This is a genomic window from Anaeromyxobacter sp. SG66, assembly GCF_022690805.1.
GTDB classification, from domain to species: domain Bacteria; phylum Myxococcota; class Myxococcia; order Myxococcales; family Anaeromyxobacteraceae; genus Anaeromyxobacter; species Anaeromyxobacter soli.
The window spans coordinates 1-19035 of the sequence record NZ_JALCZC010000043.1; the positions used below are offsets into that span (position 1 = coordinate 1).

Here is a 19035-nt window from a genome sequence, read left to right on the forward strand (position 1 = left end):
GGCCGGCCTCGCCTCGCCCTGCGCGGGCGGCGGCCGCGGCGCGGGCGCGCGCTTCTCGCGCGGCGGCTTGTTCCGCTTCGGTCCGCCGCCGGCGCCGCCGCCCTCGCGCGGCACGTAGATCACGGGCGTCATGAGCTCCGCCGGCGGCCCCTTCTTCTCGGCCTGCACGGTGGGGAGCTGGCCCCGCCAGATCTGCTGCTCGTAGACGTTGTCCGACGAGGTCCAGCGCTTCGAGCCGGACTCCTTGGCCATCAGGTTGAGCCAGGAGTTCACGCGGCTGTCGAGCTCGTCGATGTAGTGGGTGAGCAGCGCCTCGAGCGTCATCGGCGGCTTCGGCGAGCCGTACTCGAGCCGGCCGTGGTGCGCGAGGACCATGTGCACGACGTGGTGCTCGAGGTCGCGCGGCACGCCCACGCGCCGGGCCTTGTCGTGCACCCACTGCGCGGTCATGACGAGGTGGCCCACCAGCCGGCCCTCGTCGGTGTACTCGGCGTTCCGATCGCCCTGGATCTCGCGGATCTTGCCGAGGTCGTGGAAGAACGCGCCGGCGACGAGCATGTCGCGGTCCACCTGCGGGTAGTGGTCGGCGATCCGGTGCGCGAGCTTGAGCGACGAGACGGTGTGCTCGAGCAGGCCGCCCGCGTAGGCGTGGTGGACGGACTTCGCGGCGGGGGCGCGGCGCATGCGGCTCGCGACGTCCTCGTCGTCCACGAACGCCTTCACGAGGCTCTTCAGGTGCGGATCGACGATGACGTCGACGATGCCGACGAGCTCCTTCCAGAGCGCGTCCTCGCCCTCGCTCGGCCCCGGCTTCTCGGGCTTCTTGGGCTCCGGCGGCGGCGCCCACACGAACTCCGCCGCGTCGAGCGCCGTGGCGTCGGCGACCTTGGCCGCCGTCTCGATCTTGAGCTGGGGCTTGCCCTGGAACGCGCCGATGGGGCCCTCGACCTCGACGTAGTCCTTCTCGTCGAAGAGCCCCGAGAGCTCGTCCACGCGCTCGAACGCGCGGGCCTCGAGCTCCCCCGTCTTGTCCTGGAAGGTGACCGACAGGTACGTCTTGCCGCTCTTCGCGGTGGGCACCGCCTTGCGAGCGACGAGGAAGACGCTCTTCAGCCGCTCGCCCTCCTTGACGTCCTTGACCCAGATCTTGTCCATGGTGCGCGCAAGCTAGCTCAGGCCCGCGCCCGAGACAACACGGATTCCGGCCGGTTCCGGGCCTCTTCGCGCGGCGCGCGCGGTCCTGGACTTCCCCCCGGCCGGGTGGCCGGAGGGCGGCGCGCGCGAGGAGGGGAACGCGGCGCGCGCCCCGGTTAAACTGGAGACGCATGCGAATCGATCGCGAGCACGACGCCCTCCTCGCCGTCGACCTGCAGCACGACTTCCTGCCGGGCGGCGCCCTCGCCGTCGAGGACGGCGACGCCATCGTCGCGCCGATCGCGCGGCTCGCGCCGCGCTTCGCGACGGTGGTGGCGACGCAGGACTGGCACCCGCCGGGACACGTCTCGTTCGCGTCGGCCCATCCCGGCGCGAAGCCCTACGAGACGATCGCCCTCGCGCAGGGGCCCCAGGAGCTCTGGCCGGACCACTGCGTGCGCGGCAGCCGCGGCTCGGCCCTCCACCCGGAGTTCCCGGACGTCGCGGCCACGATGATCCTGCGCAAGGGCATCCACCTCACGGTGGACTCCTACAGCGCGTTCCGGGAGAACGTCGGGCCGGACGGGCACCGCCCCACCACCGGCCTCGGCGCGTGGCTCGCCGCGCGCGGCGTGCGGCGCGTGTTCCTGTGCGGCCTCGCGCGAGACTTCTGCGTGCTCTGGTCCGCGGAGGACGCGGCGGCCGAGGGTTTCGAGACCTTCGTGCTCGACGACCTGACGCGCGCGGTCTTCCCGGAGCGCCGGACCGAGATCGACCGCGCGTTCGCCCGGGCGGGCGTCCGCCTGGTGCGCTCCTCGGAGCTCGACACCGCCTAGCTCGGGCGGCCGCGCGAGCGTCCCGTTTGCGCTCCGCGCGGGCACGTCGAACCTTTCCCGTGGGGAGGGCGATGCGCGCGCTCGTCTACGAGGGGCCGTACCGGGTGCGGGTGAGGGACAAGCCCGCGCCTCGGATCGAGCACCCGGATGACGTCATCCTGCGGGTCACCCGCGCCGCGATCTGCGGCTCGGACCTGCACCTCTTCCACGGGATGGTCCCGGACACCCGCGTCGGCACGACGTTCGGGCACGAGTTCACCGGGGTGGTCGAGGAGATCGGGTCGTCGGTCCGCGGCGTGCGCGCAGGCGACCGGCTCGTCGTGCCCTTCAACATCTCGTGCGGCACCTGCTTCTACTGCGAGCGCGGGCTGTACGGCGACTGCGAGTCCTCGAACCCGATGAACGACCTCGCCTCGGGCGTGTTCGGCTACTCGCACACGACCGGCGGCTACGACGGCGGCCAGGCGCAGTACGTCCGGGTGCCGTTCGCGGACGTGGGCCCGATGAAGATCCCCGACGACCTCGACGACGAGGACGTGCTCCTCCTGTCCGACGTGCTGCCCACGGGCTACCAGGCCGCGGAGATGGGCGCGATCCGCCAGGGCGACGTGGTGGCGGTGCTCGGCTGCGGGCCGGTGGGGCTCGTGGCGGCGCGCTCCGCGTGGCTCCTCGGCGCGTCGCGGGTGGTGGCGGTCGACCGGATCGAGGCGCGGCTCGGGTTCGCCGAGCGCTGGGCCGGCGCCGAGACGATCGACCTTCGGCGCGAGCACGATCCCATCGCCGCGCTGAAGGCGCTGAAGGGCGGGCACGGTCCGGACGTGGTCGTCGACGCGGTGGGGATGGAGGCCTCCGGCTCGGCGTGGCAGACGCTCGTCGGGCGCAAGCTGAAGCTCGCGCCCGGATCGTCGATCGCGCTCCACTGGGCGATCCACTCGGTCCGCAAGGGCGGGACCGTCTCGATCGTCGGCGTGTACGGCCCGCCCGCGAACCTCGTCCCGATCGGCGTCGCGATGAACAAGGGCCTCACCTTCCGGATGGCCCAGGCGAACGTGAAGCGCTACATGCCGCACCTGCTCGAGCACGTCCGCGCGGGCCGGCTCGACGGCAAGGGGCTCATCACGCACCGGTTCCCGCTCGAGCGCGCGCCGGAGGCATACGACCTCTTCGACGCGAAGGCGGACGGCTGCGTGAAGTGCGTGCTCGTGCCGAGCGCGTAGAGGGGGAGGAGATGGACGACGCGGGTCGAGTGAACGTCTCCGGCGCGGGCATCGACGGCGCCACGGGCGTGCGTCCGGGCGTGCCGCGCGAGCGGCGCGCACCGGACCCCGGCGCGCACTGGGACAGGCCCGAGCAGCAGCACGACCTGACGCCGCTCGCGCGGTCGGGGCTCCTGCACGCGACGCCGGTGTTCGGCACCGCCGCGCCGCCGCGAGCGCTCTCCGGCGCGGTGCGGCGCCTCGCGTATCGCGTGCCGGAGCACCGCGCGACGCGCTGGGCGCTCCTGCTCGCGGGCGACAGGCTCGACGTGATCGAGCACCGCCTCGCGGCGGGCCTCTGGCTCCTGCCCATCGCGGCGGCGCTCGCAGTCGGCTACGTGGGCGTGTCTCGCGCGCTGAGGCGGTGAGGTGTCGAGGCGGGGACTGCGCCCCCGAACCCGCGGCGGCTCTGGACGTGGAGCCCCATTCGGCGCTGCGCAAGGCGTGCGTCACCTGCTCGGCCGCACGCAAACTCTGGCGGGTACATCGCGGAATCACGCGGGATTCCTGGAGGCACGCCTCGTGAAGAGGGGCGGACCCCATGAGTCGTATCGAGGCGGAGGCGCGCGAGGTCCTGCTGCGTCGCCGCCGCTCACTCAGCCAGGGAACGTCCCACGCCGCAGCGGATCCCGCCGCGCGCTGGACGGACTACGAGGCCATGCCCGATCCGGTCTCGGAGCTGGCCCGGCGGGAGCTCGCCGACATCGACGCGGCGCTCGCGCGGATCCAGGAGGGGAGCTACGGCCGCTGCCTCAACTGCGGCGGCCCGCTGGGCCTGCAGCGCCTCCGCGCGATCCCCGAGGCGCGCTACTGCCTGGCCTGCAGCGGCCACGTGCACCTCCTGGATTGACGCGGCGCTTCAAGCGAAATCGCAGGCCGGTCCGGGCGGTTGTAGAGGTAGTCACTCCCGCCCGCAGGCGTCGTCGTGTAGCGCTCCAGGCGGGGGCCTGCTATTTCACCCGCCCGTGTTGCCCGAGATCGCACAGCGCGAGCCGACGCTCGCTTACTCGCTTGGCGACGCGCTCTACCTGAACCTGACGAGCGCCTGCACCCTCGCGTGCGTCTTCTGTCCGAAGATCCGCGACGACGACTGGACGGTGGGCGGGTTCGACCTCCGCCTCGCCCGCAACCCGAGCGCGGACGAGGTCTGGGAAGCGGCCGTGCACGCCGGGATCGCAGGGCGATCCGAGGTCGTCTTCACCGGCCTCGGCGAGCCGACGCGACGGCTCGCCGTCCTGCTCGAGGTCGCTCGCAGGCTGCGGGCAGCGGGCGTGGAGCGCGTGCGGGTCGACACCGACGGGCTGGCGTCCCTGCGCGAGGGCTACGACGTCGCTCCCGCGCTCGCGGCCGCTGGGATCTCGGCCGTCTCGGTCTCGCTCAACGCGGCGGACCCCGCGACCTACGCACGGATCTGCCCGAGCCGGTACGGCGAGGCGGCGTACGAGTCCGTGAAGGCTTTCATCCGCAGCGCGGTGCGCTGCATCCCGGATGTGGCGGCGAGCGCGGTTGCGCTCCCCGGCCTGTCCGAGGAGGCGTGCCGGAGCGTGGCCGAGTCACTCGGGGCCCGGTTCCGGTGGAGACCCTTCGACCGGCTCGGTCGGGTCGAGGGGGCCGGCTCGCTCCCCCAGGGAAGCGCGTGAGCCAGGCGGGGTTGGTAAGCGGCTTTGTCCCGTAGGATTGGGGACTTGCGTCGAGATCTGGTGGATCTCGCGCGCAGGATCATGCATAACGTGCGGCATCCTGCACGGTTTGCGCTTGGCGTGAGGCAACGGTGAACATTCCGAACACGGCCGGCCGCTCGGGGAAAGAGCGGATCCTCGTCGTCGACGACGAGCAAAACGCGCGCGTCGCGCTCAGGACCATCCTCACCGAGGAGGGTTACGAGATCGCGGAGGCGGCGGATGGCGAGGAGGCGCTCGCGCTGCTGCCGGGGTTCGCCCCCGCGGCGGTCCTCGCGGACGTGCGGATGCCGCGCATGGACGGCATCACGCTCCTCAAGCGGGCGCGCGAGCAGGGCTCCGACGCGGTGTTCGTCATGATGACCGCCTTCGCGAGCGTCGAGGCGGCGGTCGAGGCCATGCGGGCCGGGGCGGAGAACTACCTCGTCAAGCCGCTCGACGTGAACGCCGTCATCGTCGTGCTCGAGAAGGCGCTCGAGAAGCTCCGGCTCCAGCGAGACACGGCGAACCTGCGCGAGCGCGTCCGCGAGCGCTACCGGTTCCACAGCATCGTCGGCGACGCCCCGGAGCTGCAGGCCGTCTACGAGGTCGTCAAGCGCGCCGCGCCGACCCGCGCGACCGTCCTCATCCTCGGCGAGTCCGGCACCGGCAAGGAGCTCATCGCGCAGGCGCTCCACGAGGAGTCGCCGCGCTCCGACAAGCCGTTCATCAAGGTGAACTGCGCGGCGCTCTCCGAGACCCTCCTCGAGTCGGAGCTCTTCGGGCACGAGAAGGGCTCCTTCACCGGCGCCATCGGCCGCAAGGAGGGGCGGTTCGAGCTCGCCGACGGCGGGACGCTGTTCCTCGACGAGATCGGCGACATCTCGCCCGCGCTCCAGATCAAGCTCCTGCGGGTCCTGCAGCAGAAGGAGTTCGAGCGCGTCGGCGGCACGCAGACCATCAAGGTGGACGTGCGGCTCGTCGCGGCCACGAACCGCGATCTCGCCGCCGAGGTGAAGGCGGGGAAGTTCCGCGAGGATCTCTACTACCGGCTGAACGTGGTCGCGGTGACGCTGCCCCCGCTGCGCCAGCGCAAGGGCGACATCCCCGCGCTCGTCTCCCACTTCATCGACAAGTACGCGAAGGCCTACGGCAAGGAGATCCGCGGCCTCGCGCCGGGCACGCTGAACGCCCTCCTCTCGCACGACTGGCCCGGCAACGTGCGCGAGCTCGAGAACGTCGTCGAGCGGGCCGTCGTGCTCTGCAAGGCGACCGAGCTCACCGCGGACGACCTGCCGCCGACCTTGCGCGGGCCGCGGCCGCGCGAGCGGTCCCCGGGCGCCCTCATCCCCGGCGCGACGCTCTACGAGATCGAGCGCGAGGCCATCCTCCGCACCCTCGAGATGGTCGGGGGCTCGACCTCGCGCGCGGCCGAGATCCTCGGGATCAGCGTCCGCAAGATCCAGTACCGGCTGAAGGAGTACGCCTCCGGAAACCGCGAGCCCCGCGAGCACGGGGAGCTCGAGGCGGAGAAGGCGGAAGGGGCGGAGTAGGGCAGGCGGCCCGCCCGCCGGGCGCGACCTCAGCGCCCGCGCGGAGCCGCCGCGACTGACGCGGCCATCGTCGCCAGGAACGCCTCCGGCCGGTCCGGCGAGAGGACGTACTGAGCTCCGCCCGCGCGCACCAGCACGAGCCCGGCGCTGCGCGTCGCGTACATCCGGAAGCGACCGAGGGCGCGCGAGCGGAACAGCCCGTAGTGTCCGAACAGCCCGCTCGTGCCGAGGAGCCGGAGCGCACCGCGCAGGGCGTCGGGGGCGAGGGGCTCGGCCGTGCGGACCTCGCGGAGCGGTACGAGTCGCGCCGGCCAGGCGTTCCGCTCGATGCGGAGGAAGCCGCCCCCGATCACGAAGCCGCGGGGCCCGAGCGCCCATGCGCCGACGGGGACGGCAGCGACGAGCGCGGCGAGCGCCACCCGGGGGAGGGACCAGCCCGCGTGCGCGGCGGCGGCGAGCGCCGTCGCCGCGGCGGCGACGATCAGGACGAGCACGAGCGCGGTCGTGATCCGGAGTGAGCGGTCCCAGGGAGCGCGGAAGCGGTGCATGCCGGAGACAGTAGACGACAGTCCACTTCGCGACACCTTCGATGACGCGAATCGCGCCGTTCAGCGCGCCTGCGGCAGCTCGAGGACGAACCGCGCTCCGCCCTCGGGGGACTCCGCGACGGTGATCGTGCCCCCGTGCTGCGTGACGATCGCGTGCACGATGGAGAGCCCGAGCCCCGAGCCCTTCGCCTTGGTGGTGAAGAACGGCTCGAAGATCCGGTCGCGCGACTCGGGCGGGACGCCGGGGCCGTCGTCGTCGATGACGATCGCGACCTGGCCCGGCGCCTCGCCGGTGCCGCTCGCGGCGGGCACCTCCCGGCAGGAGACTCGCACGAGGCCGCCGTCCTTCACCGCCTCGAGCGCGTTCAGCCCGAAGTTCACGAGCACCTGGCGGAGCCGCTCCTCGTCGCCCGCGACCGGCGGCACCGGCTCGAGCTCGCGCTCGAGGCGGATCTCGCGCCGCTCGGCCTGGGCGCCGAGCAGATCCAGGATGCGGTTCAGGAGCGGGGCCACCTCGATCGGCCGCGCCACGAACTCGCGCGGCCGGGCGAACTGGAGGAAGTCCTCGAGGATGTGATCGAGCCGCCTGATCTCGTCGCGCACGAGCGTGAGCGGCTCGAGGAGCGGCCCCTGGGTGTCCTTGTGGAGCTTCTGGATGCGGCGCTCCAGGACGGAGAGCTGCAGGGCCGCGGCGTTCAGCGGGTTGCGGATCTCGTGCGAGAGGCCGGCGGTCATGGTGCCGACCGTGGCGAGCCGCTCGGCCATCTGGGCGCGCCGCGAGAGCTCGCGCTTCTCGCCGTGGAGGCGCACCTGCCGCATCGCCTGCTCGACCGTGACGAGCAGCTCCTGCGTCGCGCACGGCTTCACGAGGTACGCGCAGGCCCCCGCGCGCACCGCCGCGACCGCCGACTCGAGGGTGGCGAAGCCGGTGAGGAGCACCACCTCTCCGTCGGGCGAGAGCTCCTTCAGCTGGGGGGCGAGGGCGGTGCCGTCGCCGTCCGGCAGCCGCAGGTCCACGAGCGCGACGTCGAACCCGTCGCGCGCCGTCGCGAGCGCCTGCCGGCAGGTCCCGGCGCCGCGCGCCGAGTAGCCCGCGCCGTCCAGGATCTCGCAGAGGTTGTCGACCAGCCCCTCGTTGTCGTCGACGACGAGGATGCGCGCCGGCTTGGGAGCGTCCTTCATGGGCGCGCGACCGCCTCGCCGCGGTGGCGGTGGATCCGCTCCACGGCGGAGAGGAGCTCCGCGGTGTCGAACGGCTTCGTGAAGTACCCCTCGTGCGGGAGCGCCGGGACCTCGGGGATGCCGGTCACGACGATCATCGGCAGCCCGGGGAACTTCTCGCGGAGCCGGCGCATCGCCTCGCCGTCCGTTCCGCCGGGGACGCGGAGGTCGACGAGCGCGCAGAAGGGCTTCACCGGGCCGAGCCGCTCCGTCTCGAGCACCGACGCGGCCGTGACGGCGGCGAACCCGCGGCCGCGCAGCGCCTCGCAGAGGTTGTCCGACATGCGGGGGTCGTCCTCCACGACGGCGACGAGCCCGTCGCGGCGCGCCACCGCGAGCAGGTCGAGGAGCCGACCCACGGCGACCGGCTTGGGCAGCACGGCGAGGAGCCCCTCGCGCCGCGCGGCCTCGATCGCGTCGTCCGCGACGTGGGCGGTGATCACCATCGCGGCGGCCTCCGGGTCCACCCGGCGGATCTCGTGCACGAGCTCCGCGCCGCCCATGAGCGGCATCCGCATGTCGGTGAGGAGCGCGTCGAAGCGGGACCCGTGCGCGAGCTCGAGCGCCTCCTGCCCGTTCTCCGCGATGGCGACCTCGTCGCCCGCGTCCCGCAGGATCTCGGCGAGGTTCTCGGCGAACTCGCGGTTGTCGTCCACGATGAGGTAGCGGCGCATGGAGACCTCGCGCGTCAGGCGGGCAGTCGAACCGTGAAGCGCGCGCCGCCGCCCGGGCGATCGGAGTACTCGACCGTCCCGCCGTGGCGCTCGGCGATCCGCTTCACGAGCGCGAGCCCGAGACCGATGCCCTTGTCCTTGGTGGTGATGAGCGGCTCGAAGAGCCGCCTGCGTGTGGCGGGGTCGACGCCCGGGCCGGTGTCCTCCACCTCGAGCGCGACGCTCCCGTCGGCCGCGCGCGCGCGGACCGCCACGGCGCCCTCGGGCGACGCGGCGAAGACCGCGTTCTCGAGCAGGTTCACGAACACCTGCCGAAGCTGGACCGGATCCCCTTCCACCTCCGGGATCGCGTCGAGCCCGTCGAGGTCGAGGGTGACGCCCGCGGGGCGCTTCACCACCGCCGCCGCGCCGCCCAGCACCTCCGCCAGCGCGACGCGCTCGCGGGCGAGCGGGCGGTTACGGATCATGTCGAGCAGGTTCGTGATGATCCCGTTCGCGACGCCGAGCTGCTCGCCGATGCGGTCGAGGTGCTTCTTCGCGCGCTCGTCGCCCTCGCCGAGGCGCGTCCGCAGGATGTACAGCGACGTCTCGATCACGCCGAGCGGGTTGCGCAGGTCGTGGCCGATCGAGCCGACGAGCTGACCGAAGGTGGAGAGCCGCTCGACGCGCGCCTGCTGGGCGAGGAGGTCGTCGCGGTAGGTGTGCAGCATCACCGCGAGCTCGAGGTCCAGGATCTTCCCGAGCGCGGTCCGCACGCGCTGGAGCGCGTCCGGATCGTCGTGGAACGCCTCGTAGGCGATGCGCGCGAGCCCCGTCCGGTGCACGTTCATCGCTCCGAACATGTAGTGCTGCGGCAGCCCGATGCGGACGTGCACCCGGCCGATCCGGTAGCGCTGCTCCCAGTACGCCTCGTCCCACGGCCCCGCGAGGAGCCGGTCGAGCCAGGCGACCATCGTCACCTTCAGATGACCGACCTGGCTCTCGCCGCCCGCGAGCGCGGCGCGCGCCCCCTCGTGCTTGAGGATGCGGTCGTAGAACTCCTCGGCCAGGAGCTGGAACTGCGGCGCGGCGAACCCGTGCAGCGTCCGGAGCGCCTGCTCGTCGGTCTCCCCCCAGCGGACGTACCGCTTCAGCTCGTCGAAGACCGTCTCGGGCACACCGCTCATCTAGCGGCGCGCCCCCCTCCGGTCAACGGGCGAACGGCCCGGCGCTGCCGCACCAGGAGCCCCCCCTCGCACGGGCCCGGCGGCGGCGCGTCCGGTGCCGCGCGCGCTGCCGGCTAATGCACCACCAGGACGGGCTTCGGGCTGATGTGTATGAGCCGGTCGGAGACGCTGCCGAGGAACATGCGCGCCACCGCGCCGTGGCCGCGGCTCCCGACGACGATCATGCCGACGTCGGCCGCCGCGCCCTCCTCGGCGATCGCCTCGGCGGGCGCGCCGTACAGCACGGAGGTGCTGACCTCGATGGCGGGCTCCTCGATGGCCTCCACGGCACGCTCGAGCAGGCGGTCCGCGTAGGCGCGGTGCTCCCGCTCCACCTCGGCGATGGTGAGGCCGTACACGTCCGGCGGAAGCAGCAGCTTCGGGACGACGTGGACGAGCGAGAGCTTGGCGCCGAAGCGCAGCGCGATGTCGGCGGCCATGCGGGCCGCCTTGAGCGATGAGTCGGAGCCGTCGACGGCGACCAGGATGCGCTTCATGGTGTTCTCCCCCCTGCGTGACCCTCCAACCATTCAAGGGGGATGCCTTCGCGTCACGCTCCGGAGGGACCGCGCGGAGCGGCGCGATTCGCCCGCCGGCCGGGCCCGCGAGCCGGTGCTTTCCTCGGGCTCGCAACCCGCCTGGGCGTCTCCAGGCCGCTCGCGACCGCCTGTGCGAGCGAACGCGTAACGCGGCGCGCGCGAGGCTGCGCCCACACGGGGTGGGACGGCTCGAGCGGGTCCGGGCGGGGGGACGCATCCCGCGCGCCGGCGAGGATCATTTGCGAGGTAACGGGAAGGGAAGCGCGCCGGTAAGGCCGCAAAAGGCGCGGGGGCGAGCACGGTCGCGCTCGCCCCCGACGAGAGTCGGAAGATGGGGACCGCGCGGTCGCGCGGTGCGAGGTCGGCTACGCCTGCTTGCCGGCCTTCGACGCCTGATCCTGCGAGGAGGCGCTCGGCTCCGCCGGCTTCTCCTCGTCCTCGCCCGAGAACGACTTCTTGAAGCTGCGGATGCCCTGACCCAGGCCCGCTCCGAGCTGAGGGAGCTTGCTCGACCCGAACAGGATCACGACGATGAGCAGGATGACGACGAGCTCGCCCATTCCGAGCTTGGGAAACATGCGGGAGTCCTTTCTGAACCTCGGTGCGACGGCCCTCTTCTAACAGGGATCAGGCCGCGTTGTCTTCCATCGCGATCGCCGCGAGGCGGCGCTGATCGAGCACGCGGACGCCGCGAGAGGCGTCGACCACACCGTCCTTCTCGAGCTTCGTCAGGCAGCGCGAGAGCGTCTCCGGGCGCATCCCCAGCAGCCGAGCCACCACCTGCTTGCGAACCGCGTTCGGGCGATCCGCGAGGAAGCGGGCGTGAGCGAGCGCGAAGCGCGCGACGCGCGAGAGGCAGTCGCCCTGGCGCCAGTTCACCTCGTCGCGCTGGGCGCGAGACTCGGTGAGCAGGAGATCGAGCACGACCCGCGCGGCGCTCTTCTCGGGTCCGATCCACTGGGACATCGCGTCGCCGCCGATCCCGCAGATCTTCACGCGCGACAGCGCGCGGACCTCGAAGGGCGAGGGCTCGCCGTGCAGCGACTCGGTGCAGAGGAGCGACGTCGGCCCGCGGAGCGAGAGGAGCAGCTCGGAGCCGCGCGGGCTCACCGCCGAGAGGGCGACGAAGCCTTCCTTGACGAAATAGACGGTCCGGGGGCGCTCGCCCTGCGCGCAGATCGTGGCGCCGGACTCGCGCGAGGTGGGCGTCAGCCGGCAGCGCCCCTGCGAAGCGAGACCCAGCGAGCAGGCGTTGCAGTCAGAGACCGGAGCGTTCGAGAGCACCGCAGTTCCTCCCCCGCGACAGACTTCCTTTTACTTGATCGGCGTCTGTTTGCACGAGCTAGGCCCGCGTACGCCCGGGGTTTTATAGGGCGCTCCGTGCAGACAATGCGTTTGCGGTTCGGGGGCCCTCCGGTGTGCGCAAGGTTTGCGGAGACTCGTCCGGGGACCCGCTCCTCCACCCGGTCCCCGCGCGGTCTCGCGGCCGCTCGCGCAGGACGGATCCGCGCGCCGCGGCACCGGCGGCCGGGGCGCGCACGGCGTCGCCTCGGGCGAGAGCGCAGGCGACCTCCGCAGGCGCGGGTGCCGCGCCGTGCGGACGGCCCGCGCCGCGGCGCGCGTGGCATGATGCGCGCGCATGCAGAGGCTCCTGCGCATCCGCGACGAGGTGCTCGCCGCGATCTCGCCGCTCGAGGCCGAGGAGGTCGCCCTCGGCGACGCCGCCGGCCGGTACCTCGCCGCGCCCGCGCGCGCGCGCGTCCCCGCGCCGCCCGCGACGTGCTCGGCCATGGACGGCTACGCGGTTCGTGCGGAGGACGTGACCGGGCCCTGCGTGCTCGCCGTGACGGGCTCGCGCTACGCCGGGGAGGAAGCGGGCGCGCCGCTCACGCCCGGGACCGCCGTCCGGATCTTCACCGGCGCGCCGCTGCCTCCCGGCGCGGACACGGTCGTGCGCGAGGAGGCGACGCACGCAGAGGGCGGGCGCGTGCGCTTCGCCGCCGCTGCGCGGCACGGCGAGAACGTCCGGCTCGCCGGCGAGGACGTCGCGGCGGGCGGGCTCGCGCTCGAGCCGGGGACCCGCCTCGGCGCCCGCCAGGCGGCGCTCCTCGCCGCGGTGGGCGCCGATCCGGTGAGCGTCCACCGGCGCGCGCGGGTGGCCGTCATCTCCACCGGGGACGAGGTCGTGACGGGGCGCACGCCCGACTCGAACGGAGTCGCGGTCGCGGGCCTCGTCCGCGCCCTCGGCCTCGAGGTCGTCCGCCGCGCGGTCGAGGACCGGCTCGAGGCGGTCTCCGCCGCGGTCGCGGAGGCCGCGCGGACCTGCGACGCGGTCGTCACGATCGGCGGCGTGTCGGTGGGCGAGCGTGACCACGTGCCCGCGGCGCTCGCCGGCCTCGGCGCGGACGTGCGCGTGCACGGCGTGCCCATGAAGCCCGGCAAGCCGTTCTTGTTCGCGCTCGCCGGCACGACGCCGGTGTTCGGGCTGCCCGGCAGCCCCTCCGCCTGCCTCGTCGCGTTCGAGGTGTTCGCGCGGCCCGCGCTCCTCGCCCGGGCCGGTGCGGCCCGCCGCGAGCGCCCGGCGCTACCCGTGAGGCTCGCGGAGGTCACCGAGGGCAGACCGGGTCGCGCGCGGCTCGTGTGGGCGCGCCTCGAGGGCGGCGGGCGCGCGCGGCCGCTCGGGAAGGACGCCGCGCAGGTGCGCGGGCCGGCGCTCGCGGACGCGCTGCTCCTCGTGCCCGCCGACGCGGGCGATCTCCCCGAGGGCGCGGAGGTGACGGCGTGGCTGCTCGGCGACGACGCGTGAGGCGTGCGCCCCTCGTCGCCGTGTCCGGGGCCTCCGGCGCCGGCAAGACGCGGCTCCTCTCCCGCCTCATCCCGGTGCTCGTGCGCCGCGGCGTTCGCGTGGGGGTCCTGAAGCACACCGGCCACCCGCACCCGTTCGACGTGCCCGGCAAGGACACCGACGTGCTGCGCCGCGCCGGCGCGGTCGCGGCGGCCATCGAGGGTCCGCACGGGCTCGCCTACTTCGGCCCCCCCGCCGGCGGCGCGCGGGCGCTCGCGCGGCTCCTGCCCGAGGTGGATCTCGTGCTCGCCGAGGGCTTCAAGCGCGAGCCGCTCCCGCGCGTGGAGGTGTACCGCCCCGGCGTGTCGCGGGCGCTGCTCGCGGACGCAGACCCGCGCGTGTTCGCGATCGTCGGCACGCGGCCCACGCGGCGGCGGATCCCCGCGCTCGATCCCGACGACGCGGAGGGGCTCGCCGACCTCCTCTGCGGGCGCTTCCGCCTGCTCGGTGCCCGGGCCGGGGGCCCCGAGCGCTTGCGGGTGCGACCCACCGTGAGCAGGGTTTCCGCGAAAGGAAGCGAGCGCACGCGAGCGCTCGGGAGAAGGGAACGCATGCCGAAGAAGACGACGAACCGGAAGGGCGCCACGGCGCGCGCGCGCGGCAGCCGCCGCAGCGGCGCCTCCCGCAGCGACGCGGGGCGCAAGGGCGGGAACGCGACGCTTCGCGCGCGTGGCCCGGAGTTCTACTCGGAGATCGGCCGCAAGGGCGGCAAGAAGAGCCGCTCCGGCGCGCGGGCGGGGCGCTCCTCCTCCGCGGCGCGCACCAGCTCGAAGCGCGGCACGACGACCAAGCGCGGCGCGGCCCGGCGCGGCACGGCGCGGCGCACGTCCCGCACGAGCCGCACGAGCCGCACGCGCTGACGCGCTGACGCGATGACGCGATCCAGCGGTGATCACGGCGCCGCCGGGAGCTCCCCGGCGGCGCTCGCGCTTTCGGCGGCCCGGCTGCGTCGCGCGAGGCCCGTGCTAAGACATGGGCCCGCATGGTGACGCTCCTCTGCTCGCTTTTCCTCGCCGCGGCGCAGCCGCCCGTGCCCCCGCCGCAGGCCCCGTTCCTCACCCAGCTCGCCGAGACCCGCGGCTTCCGCGCCGGCAGGCCGACCCGCGTCACGCTCGCGCGGGACGGGCAGCACGCGCTCTTCCTCCGCTCGGGGCCGCGAACGGCCGTCCAGTCGCTCTACGAGACCGACCTCCGCACCGGCGAGACGCGTGAGCTCCTCTCGCCGGCGGCGCTCGCGGGCGGCGCGCTCGCCCCGACGGCGGCGGAGGCGGCGCGGCTCGAGCGGCAGCGCATCCTCGCGCGCGGCATCACGCACTACGCGGCGTCGCCCGACGGGCGCCGGATCGCCTTCGCGCTCGGCGGGCGCCTGTGGCTCCTCGAGCGCGCGACGGGGAGGGCCGCGCCGGTCGCGGGGGCGGACGGCGTGCTCGATCCGCGCTTATCGCCGGACGGCGGCGCGCTCGCCTTCGTGAAGGACCGGGACCTGCACGTCCTCGAGCTCGCGTCGGGCCGCACCCGGCGGATCACCCGCGCGCGCTCCGCCTCGATCACGAACGGCCTCGCCGAGTTCGTCGCGCAGGAGGAGATGGGGCGGCAGGAGGGCTACTGGTGGTCGCCCGACGGGCGCCGGCTCGCCTACGCGGAGGTGGACGTGGCGCCCGTGCAGCGCCTCGCGCTCTGCGATCCGGCGCGCCCGGAGGCGCGCTGCGAGGACGTGGCGTACCCCCGCGCCGGGACGCCGAACGCGGCCGTGCGCCTCGCCGTGGTGCCCGCCTCCGGGGGTCGGCCGGTCCTCGTCCGCTGGGACCGGGAGGCGTTCCCCTACCTCGCCACCGTGCGCTGGGAGGCGGGCGGCCCGCTCGCGCTCGTCGTGCAGAACCGCGCGCAGACCGAGCTGCGGCTCCTCGCGGCCGACCCCGCGACGGGCGCGACGCGCGTGCTGCTCGACGAGCGGGACGAGGCGTGGGTCGAGCTCTTCCAGGCGTTCCCGCGCTTCCGGCGCGACGGGAGCTTCTACTGGGAGACGGAGCGGAACGGCGCCCCCGAGGTGGAGCTGCGCGGCGCCGACGGCGCGCTCCGCGCGAGCGTCGTCCCGGCGTCGTCCGGGTTCGTCGACCTCGCCGGCTACGACCGCGACGAGGACGAGCTCGTCTACACCGCCGCGCCGGATCCGACGCGGACCGTGGTGCAGCGCGTGCGCCGCGGCGGGCCGCCCGAGACGCTCGCGCTCGGAGAGGACGGCCCCGCGCTCGCGCGCGCCGTGGCGGCGGAGAAGGGCGGGGCGGTGGCGGTGACGTGGACCACGCTCACCCACGCGGCGCGCACCACCGTGTTCGCGCGGGGCGGGGAGCGGCTGGCGGAGCTGCCGAGCGTCGCGGAGGAGCCGCCCTTCGCCCCCACGACCGAGCTCCGGCGCGTCGGCGCGGGGGAGGGGCTCTGGACGGCGGTGGTGCGCCCGCGCGGCGCGGCTCCGGGCGCGAAGCTCCCCGTGGTCGTGGACGTCTACGGCGGGCCCTCCGGACCGCGCGCCGTGCGCGCGCCGCTCCTCGCCGAGCAGTGGCTCGCGGATCAGGGGTTCCTCGTCGTCCGGATCGACGGCCGCGGGACGACCGGCCGCGGCCGCGCGTTCTCTCGCGCGGTGAAGGGCGACTTCTCCTCGATCGTCCTGGAGGACCAGATCGCCGGGCTGCGCGCGCTCGCGGCGGAGCTCCCGGAGCTGGACCTCGGGCGCGTCGGGATCACGGGCTGGTCCTTCGGCGGCTACGCCTCGGCGCTCGCGGTGCTGCGCCGCCCCGACGTGTTCCACGCCGCGGTGGCGGGCGCGCCCGTCTCCGAGTGGCGCGACTACGACACGCATTACACCGAGCGTTACCTCGGGCTCCCCGACGACAACCGCGCCGGGTACGACGCGAGCTCGCTCCTCACGTGGGCCCCGGGGCTCACGCGGCCGCTCCTCGTCCTGCACGGCACCGCAGACGACAACGTGTTCTTCTCCCACGCGCTCAAGCTCGGGAACGCGCTGTTCCGAGCCGGCCGCCGCTTCGAGCTCCTGCCGGTCGCGGGCGCCACGCACCTCCTCCCCGAGCCGACCGCGGTCGTGCGCCGGTGGGAGGAGACCGCCGCGTTCCTGCGGACCCACCTCGCGCCCGGGGGGAGCGCGGCGGCGGGGACCACCCCGCTCTGATCCGGCGCCCACGCGGCGCTCTGGCGGCGGCCTCGAGGTCGGGGAGAGCGCCGCTCGGCGACGCCGCGGTTCACCGTCGAGCTGCCCTCCGCCGCTCCTTGACACCCCGGATCCCCGGTCGTTACCCTCCGCCGTCCATGACCTCGACGACGGGCAGCGCGGATCGCTCCGCGGCGGGGCGCGCGGCGTTCGTCTCGCCGGAGACGCTCACCCTCGAGCTGCCGGGCGGCCTCGAGCTCGAGCTCGGCGGCCGGCTCGAGCGCGTCCAGGTCGCGTACCGGACCTGGGGCGCGCTCGCCGCCGACGGCGGGAACGGCGTGGTCGTCTGCCACGCGCTGACCGGCTCGGCGGACGCCGACCAGTGGTGGGCGCGCATGTTCGGGCCCGGGCGCGCGCTCGACCCCGAGCGCGACTTCATCGTCTGCGCGAACATCCTCGGGAGCTGCTACGGCACCACCGGGCCGACCTCGATCGACCCCGCCACCGGCCGGCCGTACCTGGGAGCGTTCCCCGCCGTCACCGTCCGCGACATGGTCCGCGTCCAGCGCGCGCTCGTCGACGCGCTCGGCGTCCGCCGCGTGCGGATGGCGATCGGCGGCTCGCTCGGCGGCATGCAGGTGCTGGAGTGGGCGCTCCTCTACCCGGAGCTCGTCGAGTCGGTGGTGTTCATCGCCTCGACGGCCCGGCACTCGGCCTGGTGCATCGGCCTGTCCGAGGCGCAGCGGCAGGCGATCTACGCGGATCCGCGCTGGAGGGACGGCGCGTACGACCCGGCCGATCCGCCGGCGGCGGGGCTCGCCGCGGCGCGGATGATGGCGATGCTCTCGTACCGGAGCCAGCCCTCGTTCGAGCAGCGCTTCGCGCGGCGCCCGCAGACCGAGGACCTGTTCGCGATCGAGAGCTACCTCCGCTACCAGGGGCGCCTGCTCGTCGACCGCTTCGACCCGGCCACCTACGTCACGCTCACGCGGGCGATGGACACGCACGACGTGTCCCGCGCGCGCGGCGACTTCGACGACGTGCTGCGCTCCCTGCGCCAGCCGACGCTCGTCGTCTCGATCGACTCGGACGTGCTGTACTGGCCGTGGGAGCAGCGAGAGGTGGCCTCGCTCCTGCCGAACGCCCGGCTGGCGATGCTCGACTCGCCCCACGGTCACGACGCGTTCCTCATCGACGTCGACCGCCTCTCGGAGATGGTCGCGGAGTTCCGGGGCGAGCGGCGGCGGGTCGCCGGCGCGGCCGTGGAGGGGGAGGCGCCCATCGACCGCGCCTACGCGGAGCACGGCGTCTCGCTCCTCGTGCTCGGCAAGGGCAAGGTCGGGGCGGAGCTCCTCGAGCAGCTTCGCGCCCAGCGCACCGAGCTCGAGCTCGACTACGAGACCGTGCTGCGGGTGGTCGGCATCGCAGACCGGCGCGGCGCGCTCGTCCGGGCGGAGGGCGTCGATCTCGAGCGCTGGCGCGAGCTGCTCGCCGCCGCGCCCGCGTCCGGCCCCGTCGTCCCGGCGAGCGCGCCGGCGCTCCTCGATCGGCTCGCGGGGATGCCGCGGCCGGTGCTCGTGGATCTCACCGCCGCGGAGGGGATGGAGGAGGTCTACGAGCAGGCGTTCCGTCGCGGCATCGACGTGGTCGCCGCGAACAAGCGGCCGCTCGCGGCGCCCCCGCGCCGTCGCGAGCAGCTCCGGGAGGCGCGCCGTCACCACGGGCGGCAGTACCGCTACGACACGGCCGTCGGCGCGAGCCTGCCGGTCATCGGCACGCTCCGGCGCCTCGTGCGGAGCGGCGACCGGATCCGGTCCATCGTCGGCTCGCTGTCGGGGACCCTCGGCTACCTCTGCACCGAGCTCGGCCGCGGCGTGCCGCTGTCGCTCGCGACGCGGTGGGCGATCGGGCTCGGCTACGCCGAGGAGGACCCGCGCGACGATCTCTCCGGGCTCGACGCCGCCCGCAAGGCGCTCATCCTCGCCCGGGAGATGGGCGCGCAGCTCGCGCTCGAGGACGTCTCGGTCGAGCCGCTCGTGCCGGGGGAGGCGCTCGTGCCCGGTCGCCCGGAGGCGCTCATCGCCGCGCTGCGCGCGCACGACGACGCCCTCGCGGCCCGCGTGGAGCGGCTCCGCGGCGAGGGCAAGGTGCTGCGGTACCTCGCGCGCCTGCAGACCGGTCCGGACGGCCGGGTCTCCGCGCGGGTGGGCCCGGAGGCGGTGGAGCTCGCGGACCCCGCGGCCCGGCTGGTGGGCGTGGAGGCCTACGTGGCGTTCACGACCGCGCGACACGCGGAGCGGCCGCTCATCGTGCAGGGCGCGGGCGTCGGCGGGGCCAGCACCGCGGGCGGCATCCTCGCGGAGATCCTCTCCATCGCCGGGGGCGGCGAGGCGGGGTGAGCCC

18 protein-coding genes are annotated in these 19035 nt (G+C 74.4%); 10 read left to right on the forward strand and 8 right to left on the reverse strand.

Features of this window, described 5'->3' with window-relative positions; genetic code table 11:
• A partial coding sequence (locus MNZ39_RS13340; RefSeq protein ID WP_242339256.1) for a 3'-5' exoribonuclease YhaM family protein occupies positions 1-1155 on the reverse strand: 1155 nt, incomplete at its 3' end.
• A 170-nt stretch (positions 1156-1325) separates the two neighbouring features.
• Between MNZ39_RS13340 and MNZ39_RS13345 the strand changes: the two genes are divergently transcribed.
• The 6 genes from MNZ39_RS13345 (at position 1326) to MNZ39_RS13370 (ending at position 6437) form a co-directional block, all read left to right on the forward strand.
• Positions 1326-1970 carry a nicotinamidase gene (locus tag MNZ39_RS13345; RefSeq protein ID WP_242339258.1) on the forward strand — a complete coding sequence of 215 codons (645 nt, stop codon included), beginning with the start codon at positions 1326-1328 and terminating at the stop codon, positions 1968-1970.
• A 71-nt stretch (positions 1971-2041) separates the two neighbouring features.
• Positions 2042-3187 (forward strand): zinc-dependent alcohol dehydrogenase, encoded by a 1146-nt coding sequence (locus MNZ39_RS13350; protein WP_242339260.1) that lies wholly within the window; start codon positions 2042-2044, stop codon positions 3185-3187.
• An 11-nt stretch (positions 3188-3198) separates the two neighbouring features.
• Entirely contained in the window at positions 3199-3594 is a 396-nt protein-coding gene (locus MNZ39_RS13355; protein WP_242339262.1) for a hypothetical protein, read from the forward strand.
• A 173-nt stretch (positions 3595-3767) separates the two neighbouring features.
• Entirely contained in the window at positions 3768-4076 is a 309-nt protein-coding gene (locus tag MNZ39_RS13360) for a TraR/DksA C4-type zinc finger protein (RefSeq protein WP_242339264.1), read from the forward strand.
• Positions 4077-4191: 115 nt separating this feature from the next.
• Positions 4192-4866 carry a TatD family nuclease-associated radical SAM protein gene (locus MNZ39_RS13365; protein WP_242339266.1) on the forward strand — a complete coding sequence of 225 codons (675 nt, stop codon included), beginning with the start codon at positions 4192-4194 and terminating at the stop codon, positions 4864-4866.
• Between the two features lie 137 nt (positions 4867-5003).
• Positions 5004-6437, forward strand: coding sequence for a sigma-54 dependent transcriptional regulator (locus tag MNZ39_RS13370; protein WP_242339313.1), 1434 nt, complete (start codon positions 5004-5006; stop codon positions 6435-6437).
• A gap of 29 nt (positions 6438-6466) precedes the next feature.
• Here the strand turns inward: MNZ39_RS13370 and MNZ39_RS13375 are convergent, their stop codons facing one another.
• The 7 genes from MNZ39_RS13375 to MNZ39_RS13405 form a co-directional block, all read right to left on the reverse strand.
• Positions 6467-6985: a PH domain-containing protein gene (locus tag MNZ39_RS13375; protein WP_242339268.1), complete on the reverse strand. Its 519-nt coding sequence runs from the start codon at positions 6983-6985 to the stop codon at positions 6467-6469.
• 60 nt (positions 6986-7045) lie between these two features.
• Positions 7046-8167 (reverse strand): ATP-binding protein, encoded by a 1122-nt coding sequence (locus MNZ39_RS13380; RefSeq protein ID WP_242339270.1) that lies wholly within the window; start codon positions 8165-8167, stop codon positions 7046-7048.
• Entirely contained in the window at positions 8164-8880 is a 717-nt protein-coding gene (locus MNZ39_RS13385; RefSeq protein WP_242339272.1) for a response regulator, read from the reverse strand. The genes MNZ39_RS13380 and MNZ39_RS13385 overlap by 4 nt, the downstream gene beginning before the upstream one ends.
• Positions 8881-8894: 14 nt before the next feature.
• On the reverse strand, positions 8895-10046 hold the full coding sequence (locus MNZ39_RS13390) for a sensor histidine kinase (RefSeq protein ID WP_242339274.1): 1152 nt from the start codon (positions 10044-10046) through the stop codon (positions 8895-8897).
• Positions 10047-10159: 113 nt separating this feature from the next.
• On the reverse strand, positions 10160-10582 hold the full coding sequence (locus MNZ39_RS13395) for a universal stress protein (protein ID WP_242339276.1): 423 nt from the start codon (positions 10580-10582) through the stop codon (positions 10160-10162).
• A 407-nt stretch (positions 10583-10989) separates the two neighbouring features.
• On the reverse strand, positions 10990-11202 hold the full coding sequence (gene tatA / locus MNZ39_RS13400) for a twin-arginine translocase TatA/TatE family subunit (RefSeq protein ID WP_242339278.1): 213 nt from the start codon (positions 11200-11202) through the stop codon (positions 10990-10992).
• Positions 11203-11251: 49 nt separating this feature from the next.
• On the reverse strand, positions 11252-11908 hold the full coding sequence (locus tag MNZ39_RS13405) for a Crp/Fnr family transcriptional regulator (protein ID WP_242339280.1): 657 nt from the start codon (positions 11906-11908) through the stop codon (positions 11252-11254).
• Positions 11909-12263: 355 nt separating this feature from the next.
• Here MNZ39_RS13405 and glp point away from each other — a divergent pair, with 355 nt between their 5' ends.
• From glp to metX, 4 genes are all read left to right on the forward strand, one after another.
• Entirely contained in the window at positions 12264-13430 is a 1167-nt protein-coding gene (gene glp / locus MNZ39_RS13410) for a gephyrin-like molybdotransferase Glp (RefSeq protein WP_242339282.1), read from the forward strand.
• Complete coding sequence (gene mobB, locus MNZ39_RS24965; RefSeq protein WP_242339284.1) at positions 13427-14329, forward strand: molybdopterin-guanine dinucleotide biosynthesis protein B; 903 nt, start codon at positions 13427-13429, stop codon at positions 14327-14329. Before glp ends, mobB begins: the two co-directional genes overlap by 4 nt.
• 122 nt (positions 14330-14451) lie before the next feature.
• The gene (locus MNZ39_RS13420) at positions 14452-16653 is read left to right on the forward strand and encodes a S9 family peptidase (protein ID WP_242339286.1); all 2202 of its coding nucleotides are present in this window, start codon (positions 14452-14454) and stop codon (positions 16651-16653) included.
• A 137-nt stretch (positions 16654-16790) separates the two neighbouring features.
• Positions 16791-19031, forward strand: a complete 2241-nt coding sequence (metX, locus tag MNZ39_RS13425) for a homoserine O-acetyltransferase (protein ID WP_242339288.1) — start codon at positions 16791-16793, stop codon at positions 19029-19031.
• Positions 19032-19035: the final 4 nt, after the last annotated feature.

What these genes read in the sequence shown, in the direction of transcription:
- MNZ39_RS13345 (WP_242339258.1), top strand. Translation starts at nt 1,326, where the DNA reads ATGCGAATCGATCGCGAGCACGACGCCCTCCTCGCCGTCGACCTGCAG.
- MNZ39_RS13350 (WP_242339260.1), top strand. Translation starts at nt 2,042, where the DNA reads ATGCGCGCGCTCGTCTACGAGGGGCCGTACCGGGTGCGGGTGAGGGAC.
- MNZ39_RS13355 (WP_242339262.1), top strand. Translation starts at nt 3,199, where the DNA reads ATGGACGACGCGGGTCGAGTGAACGTCTCCGGCGCGGGCATCGACGGC.
- MNZ39_RS13360 (WP_242339264.1), top strand. Translation starts at nt 3,768, where the DNA reads ATGAGTCGTATCGAGGCGGAGGCGCGCGAGGTCCTGCTGCGTCGCCGC.
- MNZ39_RS13375 (WP_242339268.1), bottom strand. Translation starts at nt 6,985, where the DNA reads ATGCACCGCTTCCGCGCTCCCTGGGACCGCTCACTCCGGATCACGACC.
- MNZ39_RS13380 (WP_242339270.1), bottom strand. Translation starts at nt 8,167, where the DNA reads ATGAAGGACGCTCCCAAGCCGGCGCGCATCCTCGTCGTCGACGACAAC.
- MNZ39_RS13385 (WP_242339272.1), bottom strand. Translation starts at nt 8,880, where the DNA reads ATGCGCCGCTACCTCATCGTGGACGACAACCGCGAGTTCGCCGAGAAC.
- MNZ39_RS13390 (WP_242339274.1), bottom strand. Translation starts at nt 10,046, where the DNA reads ATGAGCGGTGTGCCCGAGACGGTCTTCGACGAGCTGAAGCGGTACGTC.
- MNZ39_RS13395 (WP_242339276.1), bottom strand. Translation starts at nt 10,582, where the DNA reads ATGAAGCGCATCCTGGTCGCCGTCGACGGCTCCGACTCATCGCTCAAG.
- tatA (WP_242339278.1), bottom strand. Translation starts at nt 11,202, where the DNA reads ATGTTTCCCAAGCTCGGAATGGGCGAGCTCGTCGTCATCCTGCTCATC.
- glp (WP_242339282.1), top strand. Translation starts at nt 12,264, where the DNA reads ATGCAGAGGCTCCTGCGCATCCGCGACGAGGTGCTCGCCGCGATCTCG.
- MNZ39_RS13420 (WP_242339286.1), top strand. Translation starts at nt 14,452, where the DNA reads ATGGTGACGCTCCTCTGCTCGCTTTTCCTCGCCGCGGCGCAGCCGCCC.
- metX (WP_242339288.1), top strand. Translation starts at nt 16,791, where the DNA reads ATGACCTCGACGACGGGCAGCGCGGATCGCTCCGCGGCGGGGCGCGCG.